Annotated in this window: 12 protein-coding genes and 1 pseudogene; 11 read left to right on the top strand and 2 right to left on the bottom strand. The window is 65.3% G+C overall.

The window, feature by feature from the left end:
• The 3 genes from LLH00_13615 to LLH00_13625 all read left to right on the top strand — a co-directional run.
• A partial coding sequence (locus tag LLH00_13615) for an ABC transporter permease (protein ID MCE5272311.1) occupies nucleotides 1-1,064 on the top strand: 1,064 nt, incomplete at its 5' end.
• Nucleotides 1,061-2,281 (top strand): ABC transporter permease, encoded by a 1,221-nt coding sequence (locus tag LLH00_13620; GenBank protein MCE5272312.1) that lies wholly within the window; start codon nucleotides 1,061-1,063, stop codon nucleotides 2,279-2,281. The genes LLH00_13615 and LLH00_13620, both read left to right, overlap by 4 nt.
• A 38-nt stretch (nucleotides 2,282-2,319) precedes the next feature.
• Nucleotides 2,320-3,468, top strand: a complete 1,149-nt coding sequence (locus LLH00_13625) for a hypothetical protein (protein ID MCE5272313.1) — start codon at nucleotides 2,320-2,322, stop codon at nucleotides 3,466-3,468.
• Nucleotides 3,469-3,479: 11 nt separating this feature from the next.
• Here LLH00_13625 and LLH00_13630 read toward each other — a convergent pair whose 3' ends face one another.
• Both LLH00_13630 and LLH00_13635 read right to left on the bottom strand, forming a co-directional pair.
• Nucleotides 3,480-4,913 (bottom strand): TolC family protein, encoded by a 1,434-nt coding sequence (locus tag LLH00_13630; protein ID MCE5272314.1) that lies wholly within the window; start codon nucleotides 4,911-4,913, stop codon nucleotides 3,480-3,482.
• 1,172 nt (nucleotides 4,914-6,085) lie between these two features.
• A pseudogene (locus LLH00_13635) lies at nucleotides 6,086-6,265 on the bottom strand (hypothetical protein).
• Here LLH00_13635 and LLH00_13640 point away from each other — a divergent pair.
• The 8 genes from LLH00_13640 to thiC all read left to right on the top strand — a co-directional run bounded on the left by LLH00_13640 (nucleotide 6,232) and on the right by thiC (nucleotide 16,939).
• Nucleotides 6,232-7,437, top strand: a complete 1,206-nt coding sequence (locus LLH00_13640) for an alpha-galactosidase (protein MCE5272315.1) — start codon at nucleotides 6,232-6,234, stop codon at nucleotides 7,435-7,437. The pseudogene LLH00_13635 and the gene LLH00_13640 overlap by 34 nt on opposite strands.
• Complete coding sequence (locus LLH00_13645; GenBank protein MCE5272316.1) at nucleotides 7,434-8,714, top strand: methyltransferase; 1,281 nt, start codon at nucleotides 7,434-7,436, stop codon at nucleotides 8,712-8,714. The genes LLH00_13640 and LLH00_13645 overlap by 4 nt, the downstream gene beginning before the upstream one ends.
• Before the next feature lie 136 nt (nucleotides 8,715-8,850).
• Nucleotides 8,851-9,918, top strand: coding sequence for a quinolinate synthase NadA (locus tag LLH00_13650; protein MCE5272317.1), 1,068 nt, complete (start codon nucleotides 8,851-8,853; stop codon nucleotides 9,916-9,918).
• A 377-nt stretch (nucleotides 9,919-10,295) separates the two neighbouring features.
• Complete coding sequence (locus LLH00_13655) at nucleotides 10,296-11,468, top strand: HD domain-containing protein (protein MCE5272318.1); 1,173 nt, start codon at nucleotides 10,296-10,298, stop codon at nucleotides 11,466-11,468.
• A gap of 160 nt (nucleotides 11,469-11,628) precedes the next feature.
• Nucleotides 11,629-13,086, top strand: a complete 1,458-nt coding sequence (locus tag LLH00_13660) for a DUF4139 domain-containing protein (protein MCE5272319.1) — start codon at nucleotides 11,629-11,631, stop codon at nucleotides 13,084-13,086.
• A gap of 49 nt (nucleotides 13,087-13,135) precedes the next feature.
• Nucleotides 13,136-14,776, top strand: coding sequence for a DUF885 domain-containing protein (locus tag LLH00_13665; GenBank protein ID MCE5272320.1), 1,641 nt, complete (start codon nucleotides 13,136-13,138; stop codon nucleotides 14,774-14,776).
• A complete protein-coding gene (locus tag LLH00_13670; protein MCE5272321.1) occupies nucleotides 14,776-15,576 on the top strand; it encodes a sugar phosphate isomerase/epimerase in 801 nt (266 codons plus the stop codon). Before LLH00_13665 ends, LLH00_13670 begins: the two co-directional genes overlap by 1 nt.
• A gap of 106 nt (nucleotides 15,577-15,682) precedes the next feature.
• Nucleotides 15,683-16,939: a phosphomethylpyrimidine synthase ThiC gene (gene thiC / locus LLH00_13675; GenBank protein ID MCE5272322.1), complete on the top strand. Its 1,257-nt coding sequence runs from the start codon at nucleotides 15,683-15,685 to the stop codon at nucleotides 16,937-16,939.
• Nucleotides 16,940-17,613: the final 674 nt, after the last annotated feature.

The following is a 17,613-nucleotide window of genomic DNA, read 5'->3' on the forward strand; positions in this document are numbered from 1 at the left end:
GGGTAAACAATTTTGGGCCCCGGGCGATGATGCTGATCGCCGGCGGAGGCAAGGACCTTCCCCCTCCGGACCTGACCGTGACCACGCTGATGCCCTCGGATGCCGAGGCGATACGCCGCGAGGTGCCGGGCCTGGACATTGTCACCCCCATGGCCTGGAGTTTCCGCATGGGGGTCAAGTACGAGACCGAGCAGATACAGTGCGTGCTCTGGGGCGTGGAGCCCGACTGGCACGAGGCATACTCCTGGTACATGGAGGAGGGCGATCCCATCTCGGCCGAGGATGTGGCCACGCTGAACCGGGTCTGCCTGATCGGCCGGACCGTCAAGCGGGATCTGTTCGGCGATGAGGACCCGGTGGGCAAGCGCCTGTACATCAACCAGGTGGCCCTCACGGTCAAGGGCGTGCTGGAGGCCAAGGGCACCAGCCCCGGCGGCGGCGATTTCGATAACCGGGTGATCCTGCCCATCACCACCGCCATGCGGCGCGTGCTGAATGTGGACTATGTCGGGGCGATCCGTATCCAGACCTCCGACCCGTCACGCATGGCCGAGCAGAACGAGCAGATACGCGTCCTGATGCGGGAGCGTCACCATATTGTCCCGCCCCAGGAGGATGATTTCCGGATTTACTCGGCCCTGGTGATCGCCGAGATGGCGCGGGGAATCTCGCGCACCCTGACCTGGCTGCTGGTGTCCCTGGTGGTGCTCAGCCTGTCCATCGGCGGGGTGGTGCTGATGAACATCCTGCTGGTCTCGGTGGGCGAACGCACGCGCGAGATCGGTCTGCGCCGGGCCCTGGGGGCCAGCCGCCGCGACATATTCACCCAGTTTCTGACCGAGTCCCTGGCTGTGACCCTTTCCGGGATGATCCTGGGCAGCCTGATCGGCTGGGGCGTGTGCCTGGTGCTGGAGCGTCTGGCCGAGCGGATTAAGTTCAACGTGATGGTCTCCTGGGAGCCGTTCGTGCTGGGGGCGGTCACCGCTCTGGCCGTGGGGGTGATATTCGGGGTGCAGCCCGCCCTGCGCGCGGCGCGCCTCAACCCGTCGGAAGCCCTGCGATGAAGCTGTCACGCAACCTGATGCTGTCGCTCGACATCCTGGCCGCGCACCGGCTGCGGACTTTCCTGAGCGTGACCGGCATCGTGGCCGGGGTGGCGGCGGTGGTGGTGATGGTGTCGGTGGGACGGGGGGCGGAGAAAAAGATTCTGTCCATGATCGAGAGCATGGGCACCAACCTGCTGATAGTCAACGCCGGCCAGACCAAGATCGTGGCCGGCCGTCAGCGCCAGGTCGACATGGTGACCTCGCTCACCCCGGCCGATGCCGAGGCCATCCCGGCCGAATGCCCGTCAGTGGTGCGTGCCTCGGCGGTGATCAGCCGGCGGCTGGCCACGCGCTGGCAGACAGGGATCGTCAACACCACGGTGATCGGGATGAGCGCGGATGGGTTCGCGATCCGCAAGATAACTCTCGCCGCCGGACGGTTCTTCGATGACGGTGAGGGACGGGCCAGGCGGCGCGTGGCAGTGCTCGGACCGACCGCGGCGCGTAACCTGTTCGGCTCGCAGGACCCGCTGGGGCAGAGTTTCAGGATCGGCCGCGTGCCGTTCGAGGTGATCGGCCTGGCAGTGCCGCGCGGGATGGACATCAACGGGACGGACCTGGACGATGCGGTGATCGTGCCGCTGGAGACCGCCATGCTGCGGCTCTACTACGTCCCGTATCTTGAAAGCGTGTACGTGCAGGCCCGGGATGGCGGGCCGGCCCTGGCCGCGGCCGAGCGTGAGATCGCCGACTTGTTGCGCGCACGGCACCGTCTGCGCGCCCGGCCGGATGATTTCACGATCCAGAACCAGGCCACGCTACTGACCACCCAGCGTGACACCACCCGCTCGCTGACTCTTCTGACTGGAAGCGTGGCCGCCATTTCGCTGCTGGTAGGCGGGGTGGGGATCCTGGCGGTCATGTTGATCTCGGTGCGTGAGCGACGGCGCGAGATCGGCCTGCGGCGCGCGGTGGGAGCGCTGCGCACCGACATCCGCAACCAGTTCCTGCTCGAGAGCGCGCTGGTCGCCTGCGGCGGCGGGTCGATCGGGATTGTCCTGGGAATGATTATCGCATTGATCGTATCGCTGGCCGGACTGCGCGCGGTTTCGCTTTCCTGGGGCGCGGCGGCGCTCGGGTTCGTGTTCTCGGCCTCGGTCGGACTGATATTCGGAATTTACCCGGCGGTGCGCGCTGCGGCTCTCGAGCCGATTACCGCGCTGCGGGCGGAATGATACAAGTCATTCAAATCCCTGAAAGACGGGGAGGCCAAATGAAAAGGAAATCCGTTTTAGGAATCGCGGCTACGGTGCTGTTGCTGTGCGGACTGATCCGGGGCGCAGCGGCCCAGTCGTTCGGCGTGCCGGTCTATGCCAAAGCGCCCGCCGCTGCTCCGGTCCGCCTGGCCGCCAAGGCCGACACCACCTATGTCGAGGATTTCAACGAGGACCGGGTGGTGGACCTGCAGGACGTGATCTGGCTGAGCCGCAACGGGATGGTGGACTCGGCGCACACGCGCTTAGATTACCATCGGGACGGGAAATTCGACCTGCTGGATGTCATGACCCTGATGGTCAACATCCTCCAGGGGAACCTGAGCATGGTGATCCACGGGGGCGACGGGATCTATCCTCTGATGGGCCGCGTGATGGAGGGGGCGGTGGGTTTGAGCGGCGTGCACATCTATGTCCGCGGCGCCGGGCTCGACACAACGTTCCTGACCAACAACCTCGGCATGTTCCAACTGGACGGCCTGAAGAACGGCGAATATGTGGTGCGGGCCGCCCGCGGCAACTACAAGATCACCCCGGACAGCCTGAACGTGACGATCAACGGCGACACGCTGATGATCCCCAACATCACGGCGGTCTATTCGGGTTTCGGCGTGCTGGGCAAGGTGACCGCCGATTCGCTGGGCCTGCCGATGGTCAATATCCGGGCCCAGGGCGTGGGGATCGATACGACGGTGGTCTCGGACGGGGCGGGCAAATACAGGATAATCGGGCTGCCGGCCGGCAGCTATGTGCTGCGTCCCTCCCGCGAGTACTACACTTTCACGCCGGACAGCCTGCTGATCTCCCTGGGGGCCGGTCAGACCGTGGACGCCCCGGAGATCAAGGCCAAGTTCAACAACCCGACACAAGTCAATCTGCACAAGATCAGCGGAAAGATCACCTGCTCCTCCGGCGGCCTGAGCAACATCCTGGTCTACCTGTACGATTCGACCGGCAAGCAGATACACTCCCTGACCGACCAGACCGGGACGTTCTATTTCCTGGTGCCGGACGGCAGGTATACGATCATCCCGATGAGTTACATCGGCTATGCCTACAACCCGATCAGCTGGGAGACCACGGTTGGTGGCTACGATCTAAGCGGGATGATATTCTACATGTACGGAGTGGAGAACCCCGTTCCGTAATGAGCGGAGCGTCAATTGCCGTAGTTGGAAAGGTCGCGACCCACGTTGCGGCCCAGGGCCGACAGGGCGGTATGGTAGTCGTAGATCGAGTTGATGTAGTTGACCTCGGCCTGGATGTAGTCGGCCTGGGCCTTGCGCACCTCGACCATGTTGGCCGAGCCCAGGGTGTAGCTGCGGCGTTCCAGCTCCAGCGACTGGGCGGCCAGGTCGCGGCTTTCGGCCAGGGTCAGGTTCTGCTCGTACAGACGTTCCAGCTCCAGGCAGCCCAGACGCACATCCCGCGCCACTTCCAGGCGGGTCTTCTCGATCTGGAACCTCAGGTTGTTCGCATCCGCCTGCGTGTAGCGATTCTCCCTGAAACGCGCGAACCCGTCCAGAATGCTCCAGTTGATCAGCATGCCCAGCGTTGCACCGCTTTGATCCCGGGGATGCATCAGGAACCCGTCCGCGCTGCGTGAATACCCCACCGTGGCCTTGACCGTGGGCAGGTAGGCCAGCCGTCCCATCCAGAGATTGTTGCGCTGCTGACGGTACTGCAGCTCCAGGCTCAGCAGTGTGGGGTTGTGCTGGATCGCCTCCTCAACCAGGCTTTCCACCTCCAGCACCGGCTCCTCCACCCGAAACTCGTCCACCAGGGTGAACGCGCTGTCCAGGCCGCCGCCCACGGCCAGGTTCAGGTTCTCGCGGGCCGCGGCCAGCAGGTTCTTGTACTGGAGGTATAGCAGTTGCTCGTTCTGCAGGTCGATCCGCGCCTGGAGCACATCCAGCTTCGTCACCTCACCCACCTTGAGCCGGGCCTCGGTCTGGCGGAGCTGCTCCTTGAGCTGGCCCACCTGTTCGTCCGAGGCGTGTGTCAGGTGCTGCTGACGCAGGACATCGAAATAGGCCGCCCGCACGTTGTCGGCCACCTGCAGCTCCATGCCGCGAAGGTCGCTGCGGCGCTCCCGGCGCAGGAAATAGGCGTTGCGCATCCCGAAATACATCTGGGCCTGGTTGAACACGTTGTACGACAGGCCCATCGTGGACGAGCTGGCATCCGACATGCGTGTCGAACGCAGTGACTGTCCCGGAAAATTCAAGGTGTTGGTCTGTCTGTTCTGGTTTATCCCGTAAGTGGTGAACATCGCCGGAGTGAACAGCCCCCAGGCCAGGGCCATGTCCCCGAAAGCGGCCCGCAGGTTTTCCTGGGCGATCTTGTAGTCCTGGCTGCCTCCCAGGGCCTGGTCGATGCACTCGCTCAGGGTGAGGGCTTGGCTCTGGCTGGGTGCGGCTTTGGTTTTCTTGCTCCCGAGCAGGTGGAAAAAAGCAAGGTTGTAATCATGGTAGAACGGGACTGAGGATTCGAGCAGTAAGGGGTGCGGCATGGATTCGAGCGGCAGGCTCTCCTCCTGCGTGGAATCCTCGGCCCGCGACAGGCCTACCAAGCACACCAGGGCAACCGCCATCCACCACGCCATCCGCCTGACTGCAACACTCGATCCTGGCCACATCGCGTCTTATCCTCCGCTTGCGTTCCCCGGGCGCGCTGTGCGCGCGGGCCGCGGGGCTTACCGTGAATGGGTCTGGAATTGGTCCAGGTATACCTGCAAATATACAACATCCGCCGGGGAAACGGCAAAGCTTTCTCAACTTGAGGCCCGGGTTTTTTCCCCGAGTGAGCTTTCACCGCCGGCCGGGCCTACAAAAACATTGCGGAACCCCGGCGCTTGAGGGTATCCTGTTCCATCCCGGCGAATCCGAGGTGGGTCCACTTTTTCTTCGAGGCGTTCGATGCGTTCTTTGCTGAAAAAACCGGTGTATTCGCGCTCCCGCCTCCGGAACGTGGCCCGGGCGGCGGCCCTGTGGCTGGCAATCCTGGCGGCTTTCCCCGGACTGTCACGGGCCGCCTTGAGCGTGGAGCGTCAGTGCGGGGCTCTCGTTATTGATAACGGAACGCTGCGCCTCTGCGTTACGGAAAGGCTGCAGATCTCGGCCGGCCTGTCCGGGTCCGCCGGTGCGGCCAGCCTGGCCCAGGCCCAGCCCGCAGACCCGGCGGCGTTCTACCTGGTGGCGGGCCAGTTGCCGATAACACTTTATACGGCCGTCCTGGACAGCGTGAAGCGTGAGACGGTGCGGGACGGGTTCGGCCCGGGCGAGCGGCTTGTAGTCACCGGGCGGGGGAGCTACACCGGTGCGCTCTACAGTGAACTGAGCCTGGAGCAGCGCCTGGAGCTGACTTTCTACGAGCGTTTCCCAGGCGCGGTCGTCTGCCGGGCGCGTTTCCGCAACACCGGGGCCGCGCGCCTGGAGCTGGACCGCACAGTGGCCTGCTGCCTGCGCCTGGACCGTCGCCTGGTCGATCCGGGGGAGCGCCCCTGGCGCCTGGCCTCGTTCCAGGGCGGGGCCACCCGCTGGGGTGAGGACTATTCGCTGGTGTGGCTCGACCGCGAGTTCGAGCGCAGCAATTTCATGGGCGCAGGTCCCCTCAACGGACGTGACATGATCGGCGGCGGCGTGCCCCTGGTCGACCTCTGGGCTCCGTCCTGCGGCCTGGCCGTGGCCAGCGCCGAACCATGCCAGCAGTGGATATCGCTCCCGGTGCGGGTGCTGGAGGACGGGCGGGTGGAGGTCAGTATCACCCAGGCCCCGGAGGCACGTTTCGGCCAGCGCACCGTGCTCGACCCGGGGGATACGCTCTCGACCATCCGCTGCCTGATCCTGCCGCACCGCCTGGATTTCCACGACCCGCTGCGTGAGTTTTCCAACATAGTCCGCGCCCAGGGGGTGGCGATCCCCGAGACCTCGGCTGCCCTGGCCTACGAGCCTTATTGGAAAAGCTGGGGTTTCCGTCTGGATTTCAGCCTGGACCAGATTTACTCCGCCCTGCCCGTGCTGCGCCGGGTCGGGGTGCTCTGGGCCAACCTGGATGACGGTTGGTTCGTGCATTATGGTGACTGGGACCTGAACCCCGCGCCGGGCAAGTTCCCCCGCGGCGAGGCTGACATGCTGGCTTTCGTGCGGCGTATGCACCGCGAGGGTTTCCGGTCCAGCCTCTGGTGGTACCCGCAGGGGGTGAGTCTGAACAGCCGTCTGGCCGAGGAGCACCCGGACTGGCTGGTGCAGAACGCGGACGGCACCCGGCCGTTGTCCAAGCGCGGACTGTATTACCTCTGCCCGGACTACGCCCCCTGCCGCGAGTTTGTCCGGGGCTGGACCGAAAAAATCCTGCGCGATTGGGATTACGACGGCCTCTATCTGGACTGCTCGGACCAGAGCGCCACTCCACCCTGTTTCAACCCGGCGCACCATCACGGCAGTCCGCTGGAGTCGTTCCAGCGGCAGCCGGAGCTTTACCGCGTGATCTGGGAGACAGCCCAGCGCCTGAAACCCGGCTGCCCGGTGGAGGTCTGTATCTGCAGCATGCCACATGACCCGTTCAAGATGCCCTGGTACAACGTGGCGGACGCCTCCGACCCGGTGAACCTTCAGCAGGTGCGGCGGCGGATCAAGGTGGAGAAAGCTTTCCGCGGCGGCTCTTTCTGCGTGGGCGACTGCTACCAGGTGCCGGAGGATGAGTGGGAGGGCTTCTCGGTGCCCGAGTCGTTCGAGAGCGCGGTCGGAACCGGGGCGCAGGTGACTACCTTTTTCACCGACCTCGACCCGGCCCAGGAGCGCACCTGGAAACGCTGGACCGCCGAGTACCGCAGGCTGATGCTGGCAAATGGAGAATACCTCAACCTCTACGACCTGGCCTGGGACAAGCCCGAGGCACATGCGGTCAAAAAGGGCGACAAGATGTACTATGGCTTCTTCGCCGACCAGTGGAGCCGGTCCAGCCCTATCACTTTGCGCGGGTTGGAATCGGGGCGCACCTACCGGGTCTACGATTACGCCCGCGGCCTGGATTTGGGCCAGGTGCGCGGCGACAACCCCGTGCTGAACGCGGCTTTCAAGGAACACCTTCTGCTGGAGGTAACACCGGTAAAATGAGCAACGACGATGCCGAGACCGCAAGAGCGGTCGATGATTCCTCCCGTCGAAGGGTGCTGGACGCCCTGGCGCACCGCGAGCCGGACCGCGTGCCGGTCGATTTTTCCGGCCATCGCTCCTCCGGGATCAGCGCCATCGCCTACGCCCGTCTGCGCGATTACCTGGGCCTGCCCAAGCGTCCGGTGCGGGTCTACGACCCGGTCCAGCAACTGGCCGTGGTCGACCCGGAGGTGCTCGATATGTTCGGGATTGACACTATCGAGCTGGGGCGCGCTTTCGCCAATTCCGATGCGGACTGGGCCGACTGGGTGCTGCCGGACGGCACTCCCTGCCAGATGCCGGTCTGGGCCCTGCCCGAGCGCGCGGACGCGGGCGGCTGGGTTTTCAAGGCGGCGGATGGGTTGCCGATTGCCGCCATGCCCGACGGGGCGCTCTATTTCGAGCAGACCCGTTTTCCGCTGCAGGAATCGTTCGGTTGCCCGGAGCGAGGGGAGATCGAGGCCGCGTTCGGCCATTGCATGTGGACCGCGGTGGCCTCGCCGCCGGGGCCGCTGGCCGCGGGGCCGAAAGGAGAACTGGCCCTGGCCGGGGGCGCGGCCTGCCTGCGGCAGCGCAGCGGCCGGGCGATAGTGGGCCTTTTCGGCGGGAACCTGCTGGAGATCGGCCAGTTCTTCTTCCGCCACGACAACTTTTACATGCTCCTGGCGGCCGAGCCGGCCGAGGCGCACAAGTTCCTCGACCGTCTGCTCGAAATCCACCTGGCCGCCCTGAAGCGGTTCCTGGGGGCCATGGGCGGGAACATCGACCTTATCCTGTTCGGGGATGACCTGGGCATGCAGACCGGCCCTCAGATGTCGCCCGCGATGTACCGCGAGTTTTTCAAGCCCCGTCACGCCGCGCTCTGGAAGCGGGCCAAGGAGCTGGCGCAGGTAAAGGTGCTGCTGCACAGTTGCGGCGGAATCCGCCCGCTGCTGCCGGACCTGATCGAGGCCGGGCTGGATGCCGTGAACCCGGTGCAGATAAGCTGCGAGGGTATGGATGCGGCGGGACTCAAACGCGATTTCGGCCGGGATATCACCCTCTGGGGCGGCGGCTGCGACACCCGCGAGGTGCTGCCCGGCGGCACTCCGCAGCAGGTGCGCGACCACGTGCGCCGTCAGGTGGATATCCTCGCCCCGGGCGGCGGGTTTGTCTTCCAGCAGGTGCACAACATCCTGGCGGATGTCCCACCGGCCAATATAGTCGCCATGTTCGAGGCCCTGGCCGAGCTGCGCTGAGCGCCGATGGAGAGTTAAACGATTGAAATCCAAGCCTTAAATGGTTAAATTTGAATTCCGGCAGATATAATTTTTCTCCGCTGCGGCCGGAGGCGGACTTGATTTCAGAATTGAGAGCGGTCCGGAGGACAGCGCAATGATACAGGTGAGCGAGACAGAGATAAAAAAAGAACTCTACGCCCGGGGCGACCCGAGCCTGACCCCGCTGGACATCGAGGCCAAGGCCCCGCTGGTGGCCGAGATTCTGCGGCTCAAGGCCAAGCACGGCGTGGTGGTGCTGGGCCACAACTATATGGAGCCGCTGGTGTTCAACCTCTCCAGCCGCGCCGAGCAGGGGGATTCACTGGGCCTGAGCCGTTACGCCGCAGCCACGGATGCCCGGTACATTATTTTCAACGGGGTGCGGTTCATGGCCGAGACGGCCAAGGTGCTGAGCCCCGACAAGTGCGTGCTGGCCGCGGACAAGACCGCCGGCTGCACCCTGGCCGATGATTTCGACCCCTCCGAGATCGACCGTCTGCGCGAGCTTCACCCCGGCGCCCCGGTGATGATATATGTCAACAGCTACGCCGCGGCCAAGGCCAAGTGCGACATCTGTTGCACCAGCGCCAACAGCGAGCACATCGCCCGCGCCCTGCCGGGGGATAAGGTGATTTTCGTGCCGGATATCCTGTTCGCCTCCAACCTGGCCCAGGACCTGAAGGGCGTGAAAGAGGTGATCTATCCCGGTCAGGCCAGCGGCACGCGCGGGGCGGTCTGCGAGGTGCACGAGAAGTTCAGCCGGGAGGACCTGCTGGCTGTGCGCAGCCAGTTCGAGATGCCCAAGGGGCACCCCTCAAGGCGGGTCTACGCCCACTGGGAGTGCCGTCCCGAAGTCCTGCGCGAGGCCGATTTCTACGGCAGCACGACCCAGATCGCCCGCGACATCGCGGCGCGGGTCAAGGACGGTACTCTGGAGCGGGCGTTCGTGGCCAGCGAGTGCGAGCTGACCAGCAACCTGGCCGCCGAGTTCCCCACGGTGCGGTTCTGGACCGCCTGCTCGGTGCGTTGCCGGTTCATGGCCAAGATCACCCTGGAGGGCGTGCTGCGCGTGCTGCGGGCCATCGACTCCGGCGGGGCCTTAAGCGAGTTCGAGGTAAGCCTCGACCCGGCGGTGATCGAGGCGGCGCGCCTGCCTATCCAGCGCATGCTGCAGTACGGGTGAGAGTTACGTCACGTGTGGAAGGCAATCCAAGGCCGGCCGCTTGAGCCGGCCTTTTTGTTTTCTGACAGTCCAGGCCTTTCGTGTTATGGAACGGTGCGCCGTGCCCGACTCTGCGGGCGAGATATATCTCGCCCCTACGAAAATGCCTGACCATCCCGCCCAAACCAACGGCTGTCGTAGGGGCGACATATATGTCGCCCGTGGTTTGTGTTAAATTCCCCTCGCTTCCCCCTTTTCCACAGGAGAAGGAAAAGGCCCTCACCCTGGCGGCAGCCCGGAAATTTTCACACGCTCTCTCCCGCCTTGTCCGTTCCGGAGCGGGCTTGTATTTTGAGAGAGCAAGGCATATCAACCCAAATACTCCAGCCAGGCCCTGCATGACCGAAAAGGAAAAATCCGCCGACAGCCTGAAAGAGCTGGGCCGCGCCCTCCAGGCCGAGGAGGACGCCCGCCTGTCGAGCTTCGCCACGCCGCACGCCGCCGCCACGCGCAAGCGTCCCATCGAGGACAGCGATTTCCGCAGCGCGTTCGCCCGCGACCGCGACCGTATCCTCTATTCCGGCGGGTTCCGGCGCTACGTGGGCAAGACCCAGGTGGTCTATTTCGCCTCCCAGTTCGATGAGCATATCACCAACCGGGCGATCCACACCCTGCAGGTGTCTCAGATCGGACGCACCCTGGGGAGGCTTCTGCGCCTGAACCCGGACCTGATCGAGGCGATCTCCCTGGGACACGACCTGGGACACCCGCCGTTCGGGCACGATGGCGAACAGTTCATGGACGAGCTGTGCCACGAGTTCGGGCTGGGGCATTTCCAGCACAACGTGCACGGCCTCTATTACGTGGAACACGTGGCCAACGGCAACCGCGGGCTGAACCTGACGCTTCAGGTGCGCGACGGGATGCTGCACCATGACGGGGAGTCGCTGCACGTGGGCCTGGCCCCGCAGCGCGGGCGGGATGAGGCCGGCCTGGAGGAGTACGTGCGCCTGGCCGCCGAGGGTGAGTGCCCGCACCGTGCCCCCACCACCCTGGAGGGCTGCCTGGTGCGCCTGTGCGACACGGTCAGCTACCTGGGGCAGGACGTGGAGGACGCGATCCGTTTGCGTCTGGTGCTCCGCGAGGAACTGCCCGCCGGGGTGCGCTCCGTGCTCGGGGCCTCCAACCGCGACATCATCAACTCGTTCCTGTCGGACATCGCCCTCCAGAGCCAGGAGCGGGACGAGATCCGCATGAGCGGGCCGGTGGCCGCCGCCTGCCGCGAGCTGCGGCAGTTCAATTACGGACGAATCTACAGCCACCCCGAGATACGGCGCGAGAAACAGCGTATCCGCGGCGCGTTCCGCAGCCTGTTCGAGCATTTCCTGCGCGAGGTAGAGCGGGACAGCCGCGAGTCGATAATCTTCCCCCACTACCTGAACAACCGCTCGGAGGAATACCTGTCCACCACCTCCCCGGCGGCCAAGGTGCGCGACTACCTGGCCACCATGACCGACCGCTATTTCACCCACGTTTTTTCCACTCTCTTCGTCCCGCGCATGCCGTTCTGACATTGACGTGCAATGCTGCCGGCGCGGACAACAGAGTTGACAATCGCCTTGCCGGTTCGATACTTTTAGTGGAATAAGCAACTGTTGATTTTTCCGTTTGTATTCCGTCACCGGCGCGATTTCCTCCCCCCTGGAAGCGCCCTGTCAGGGGAGCCGCAAGATGAGCCGACACACTTCCATGAAAACCTGTTTCGCTCTGGCAACAGTTGCCCTTATCTCCGCCGCAGCGTCACTTTGCGCCGCCGGGCAGTCCGAGACATCGGCCCAGACAGTTGGAGCGCGACGGTCCCAGAGCCTGACAATCTACCAGCGGAACATGGCTCTGGTGAACGAGGAGCGCGAGGTCCAGGCCCGTAAAGGGTCTTTCGGGCTGCTCTGGCCCGGGGTCTCGAACCAGATCATCGCCGGCTCCGTGCGCGCCGCAGCCGGCGAGGGCCTGCACCTTCTGGAGCAGAACTACCAGGGACAGAACCTGGACGTGCAGAGCCTGCTGGAAAGCTACCTGGGACGCGAGATCACCCTGGAGCGCCTGGACAAGCGCACCGGCACTGTCGAATCGCGCAACGGCGTGCTTCTGAGCCTCAACGGCGGACGGATTGTCAAGTTCGGCGAGCGGGTGGAGATCGACCCGGAGGGTTCGGTGGTGCTGCCCGGAGTGCCGGATGACCTGACAGCGGGCCCCCGCCTTTCCTGGCTGGCCGAGGGAAAGAAAGAGGGCGCCTCGGTTCTGTCCCTGTCCTACCTGACCCGCGGCCTGGGCTGGAGTTGCGACTACGTGCTCAGTCTGGACGCCAGGGGCGAGCGCGGCGCGTTGACCGGCTGGGCCAGCCTGGACAACAACACCGGCCTGGAATTCAAGGATTGCGGCCTGACCCTGGTGGCGGGCGAGGTGAACATGCAGAGCCCGGCGGCCCCGCCGCAGCCCAAGATGATGCGCGCGATGCTGTCCGCCGCGGGCGCGGCCCAGGAGAACGCCATGGATGAGGGGTTCGCCCCGGCCGAGGCGAGCGGGGACTACTACCGCTACGACCTGGGCCGCAAGGTGAGCCTCGGGCGGTTCGACACGCGCCAGATCGAGCTGTTGAGTGTGCCAGCGCTCACGGTCAAGACTGTCTACCGTCTGGCCGGCGACCAGCGCTACTATTTCGGCCCCACGCCGGAGAGCCAGAAAAACCTGCGCCCCCAGCTGTTCCTGGAATGGACCAACGGCGGCTCCAACTACGCCGGCCAGCCGCTGCCCGCGGGCATGGTGCGGGTCTACCGCGATTCCGGGACGGGTGGCGCGATATTCATGGGCGAGGACCGTATAGTCGCCACACCGCGCGAGGAGAAAGTCTCGATCAGCGCGGGCTATGCTTTCGACATCACCGCCCAGCGCCGTCAGATCGAGTTCCGCCGCCTCTCCGACCGTCTGCGCCAGGTTACGGTCGAGGTGCGGCTGGCCAACCGCAAGGACACCGCTGTCACCGTGCAGGTGGAGGAAAGCCTGCCCGGCGACTGGAAGATTACCGAGCACTCGCACCCCTTCGAGAAACTGGATTCCGGCTCCGTGCGGTTCAGCCCGACCGTGGCCGCCGGCGCGGAGGTGGTGCTGACCTATACGGCGCAACTGCTTTGAGCGTGCAGACCGCGCACCGAACCGATCAATCCGGCCCAAGGAAGGATTCATGACCCAGTCACCGGACCAGCTGGTCGATGAGATTCTGGAATTCATCTGGCAGGAGAACCCGGTGGAGGCCACTATGGCCGGAATCCACCGCTACGATGACCGCCTGGAAAGGTGTGACCAGGTGTCGCGCCGGAACAAGCTGCGGCGCAAGAAAGAGTACGTGACTGGGATCGAGGTCCTGCAGAAAGAGGGCCGCTCGAACGATGAGCTGGACCTTCTGTGCTGCGCCCTGCGGGTGGGGATCGGCACCGAGGAGCGTCTCCACACCCTGGACCGCGACCCGGGCATTTACCCGCGCCTCATCATCTACGGCATCTACCAGCTCATCGCCCGCAGCGGCGAGCCCTACCACTACCGGGCCCTGCGCGCCATCGAGCGCATGCGCGAGGTGCCGCGGCTTCTTTCGGAGGGACGGCTGAACCTCACCTACGGCGAGGGCGCTCCCCGGCTCTGGAACCAGGCTGCGATCGATTTCATGCACGCCGGGCGGCAGTACCTCGACCGGATCACCGGCATGCTGGCCGCCGAGGTGCCGGAGCTGAGCGAGGTGCTGCGCAAGTACGCCGAGGAGGCCCTGGCCGCTTTTGACAGCTACCTGGAGTTCCTGCAGGATGAGATCGCGCCCTCGGCGGATGGCAGTTTCGGAGTGGGCGAGGAGATGCTCGGGTTCCTGATCCGCTACGAGCACAAGCTGGAGGACTCGGTCGAATCTCTGCGCGACCTGGCCCACAAGGAGGTCGAGGCGGCCCAGGCCCAACTGGAGACAGCCGCCGCCGCGATGGACGGTTCCTCCAACTGGCGCCGCTGCCTGCGCCGGATCGATGAGGCCGCGGCCCCGTCCGACCTGCGCGCCTGGTGGGAGGGGATAATCGGCGAGGTCTGGCAGGCGGTTTCCGCCTCCGGGCTGGTCAGCCTGCCCCCGGCCGAGGGCCTGAGCGTGGTCGAGACCCCGCCGTTCGAGCGACCCACCATCCCGGTGGCGGGTTATGTCCCGGCCGCGCCGCTGGAGGATAACAGCCACGCCTTTTTCTGTGTCACCCCAGCGGAGAGCGGCGAGAGCGGCGACCCGGCGCAGACAGTCAACTGGCATTCCCGTCCCCGCGCCCTGCTCTACGCCCTGCGCGAGCTTTACCCCGGCCGTCACACCCTGCTCACCCTGCGCCGCCAGGCCAACCCGCGCCTGGCCTACCTGACCTGCCATAACCTGCTGGAGGATGGCTGGTGCAGCTACGCGGTGAACCTGGTGCTCTCGGCCAGCCTGCTGAACGAGCCGGAGCTGCTGCTCCTGGCGGCCCATGAGAAGCTGGTCGCCGCCTGGCGCATGCTCACCGACCTGGAGCTGCACAGCGCCGAGCTGAACGAGGACCTGGCTGTCGAGAACCTGGTCATGCAGACCGGCCTGTCGCAGGAGGAGGCGGCTTTCGAGGTGCGCCGCCTGGCGATCAACCCGGCCTCCTCGTTCGGGGCCGTAGTGGGAAGGATACAGATAGAGAACCTGCGGCGCGAGCTGTCCGCCGGCGTGAGCGGCGGCCCCCCGCTGCTGCAATTCCACGATGACCTTCTGCGCCTGAGCGCCCTGCCGATCAGCCGCGTCGCGGCCCGGATCGCCGGAGGGCGCCCTCGGAAAGGGAGCCGCTGATGCAATCGTCCCGTTTCTTCACCGCTGTCGGCTACCCGGAGGTAAGCCCCTCGCTGGAGAGGCTCTCCCAGGCCGGGATGCATCTCGAGGTGGAAATTCTCGACCCGCACTGGAGCCTGGAGGTATGCCAGCTCCCGGTGGTGCAGAAACTGGGTAACAGCCTGAATGAGAGGGGGTTCCGCGTGCATGTCCAGGGGCCGTTCTACGACCTCGCCCCAGGCAGCCTCGACCCCTATATCCGCGAGCACACCCGCGCATTGTATGTCCGCGCCGCCGAGATCGCCGGGCACCTGCGCGCCGAATGCCTCACCCTCTACACCGGCTACAACCCCCTGTTTCACGCCGGGGTGTTCGAGCAGTGGCTGGAGGTCTGCCTGCCGATCTGGCGTGAAACCATCGAGACCGCCCAGCGCTTCAAGATGACAGTCCTGTTTTCCAACATGTTCGAGGAGGGGCCCGAGGTGCAGTTGAGCCTTCTGGACTCCTTCCCGGACAAGCCCGTGGGCGCCTGCCTCAACGCGCCGCACGCGTACTGCTACTCCAAGAAGAAAGGCCCCGCCTGGGTCGGGGCGCTGGCAGCCAAGCTGAGGCTGTTCCACCTGTATGACACCCGCGGCCGCGAGGACCGTCGCCTCACCGTGGGTGAGGGCGATCTGCCCTTCCGGGAGTTCCTCGAGCCGGTCCTGAAGCGCAAGCTTCAGCCGGATTTTGTGTTCAAGCTGCCGCTGGAGCAGGCGCTCGAATCGCTCAAGCGCGTGCGCCGTCTGGGCCTGGAACAGTACCAGATGGAGCTGCTCTGAGCCCGGTGTTTGCGGGCCAACTGCGGCAATGAGTCGACCAACCCTGTCCGTCGGGCGCAGAGCTTTGGCGCCGGACGGCGGACTATTTGTGAAAGGTTGTGCTGCAATGATCAAGATCGAACCCGCTTTCACGGAGGACACCCTCCGCCGGGTGCTCAAGGACGAGCCGCTGAGCGAGGCCTCCCTGGCCGATGGCCTGGCCCGTGGCACGCTGATCGTGCTGGAGAACGTCAAGCGCCGCGGCGCGGTGCGCCCCGTGGCCGTGGGACGTGGCACGCGCACCAAGGTGAACGCCAATTTCGGCACCAGCCGGGATGCCAGTTGCATGGGCGAGGAGAAAAAGAAACTGGATGTCGCCGTGGCCGCGGGCGCGGATGCGGTGATGGACCTCTCCACCGGCGCGGACATGCGCGAGATGCTCAAGATGGTCCTTGCGGAAAGCCCGGTCCCGGTGGGCACTGTGCCGGTCTACGGCCTGGCCTCGCAGGCCGCGGCCGAGGGACGGGGCCTGGCCAGCCTGGGGGCCGAGGATTTCCTGCGCGAGGTGGAATACCACTGCGAAGCCGGGGTGGACTTTATCACCGTGCACTGCGGCCTCACCCGTGAGTGCGTGCGCCACCTGGAGGCCGAGGGCCGCGTGACCGGCATAGTCAGCCGCGGGGGGGCGATCACCCGGCGCTGGATCAAGGCCACGGGCGGCGAGAACCCGCTGTACGAGCACTATGACGAGGTCCTCAAGCTGGCCCGCAAGTACAACGTGGCCCTCAGCCTGGGCGATGGCCTCCGGCCCGGCTCCGTGGCCGATGCCACCGACCGGGCCCAGATCGGCGAGCTGTTAGTGCTGGGCGAGCTGGTCGACCGGGCGCGCGCCGCCGGGGTGGCCGCCATGGTCGAGGGCCCCGGGCACGTGCCGCTCAATCAGGTGGAGCTCAACATCAAGCTGCAGAAAGAGCTGTGCAAGGGCGCGCCGTTCTACGTGCTGGGCCCGCTGGTGACCGATATCGCCCCGGGCTACGACCACATCACCTGCGCTATCGGCGGGGCGCTGGCCGGCATGGCCGGGGCCGATTTCCTCTGCTATGTCACCCCGGCCGAGCACCTGCGCCTGCCCACAGTGGAGGACGTGCGCCTGGGGGTGATAACCACGCGCATCGCGGCCCACGCCGCCGACCTTGCGAAGGGGCTTCCCGGCGCGGCCGAGTGGGACCTGGCCATGAGCACCGCGCGCAAAGCTTTGGACTGGGACGGCATGCTGCGCCTGGCCATAGACCCCGAGACCGCGCGCCGCATGCACGCCGAGCGTCCCTCCGCCGACCCCAGCGTTTGCACCATGTGCTCCGAGCTTTGTGCGATGAAGGATTGAGGGGGAGATCACGGAGGGCACGGAGAAAAGGCGGATGCCACTGATATAGGTGGGAAGGCGGGCGCTGGCCTCCCCCTTTGAAAAAGGGGGAGCGAGGGGGATTTGATGGAATAAATCATTTTCTTCCTCTGTCTTGTTTGGCATAAAGACATAGCCAAGCGATGATAGAGCGGACTGTCTGATTAAATCCCCCCTAACCCCCCTTTGCTAAAGGGGGGGAAACCGGCGGCTGGCCGTGTGCCTCGCTGCCCGGCGCTGGCGTAGGGGCGGCCCCCTGTGGCCGCCCGGTGGGGTTGGGCACGCTGCAGCGTGCCCCTACGCGAAAAACAGTGTATGCCCTGGGGCTTTCGTAGGGGCGAACCTTGTGTTCGCCCGGCAGTTGGGCATGCCCCTACGCAAGGCAGGCTTTGCGGGTGGACGGAGTGCGGTGCTTTTACTCCCCTCTAAAAAGAGGGGTGGCGGCGCAGCCGACGGGGTGTGTGCAGTTGCCTCCCCCTTTGAAAAAGGGGGATCGAGGGGGATTTGATGGACTAAATCTCTTTTTTCCCTCTGCCTTGTTTGGCATAAAGACAGAGCCAAGCGGTGATAGGGCGGACTGTCTGGTTAAATCCCCCCTAACCCCCCGTTGCTCAAGGGGGGCAAACCGGCGGACGGCCTGTGCCGCGTTGCCCGGC

The sequence above is a fragment of the bacterium genome (genome assembly GCA_021372515.1).
GTDB lineage: Bacteria > Gemmatimonadota > Glassbacteria > GWA2-58-10 > GWA2-58-10 > JAJFUG01.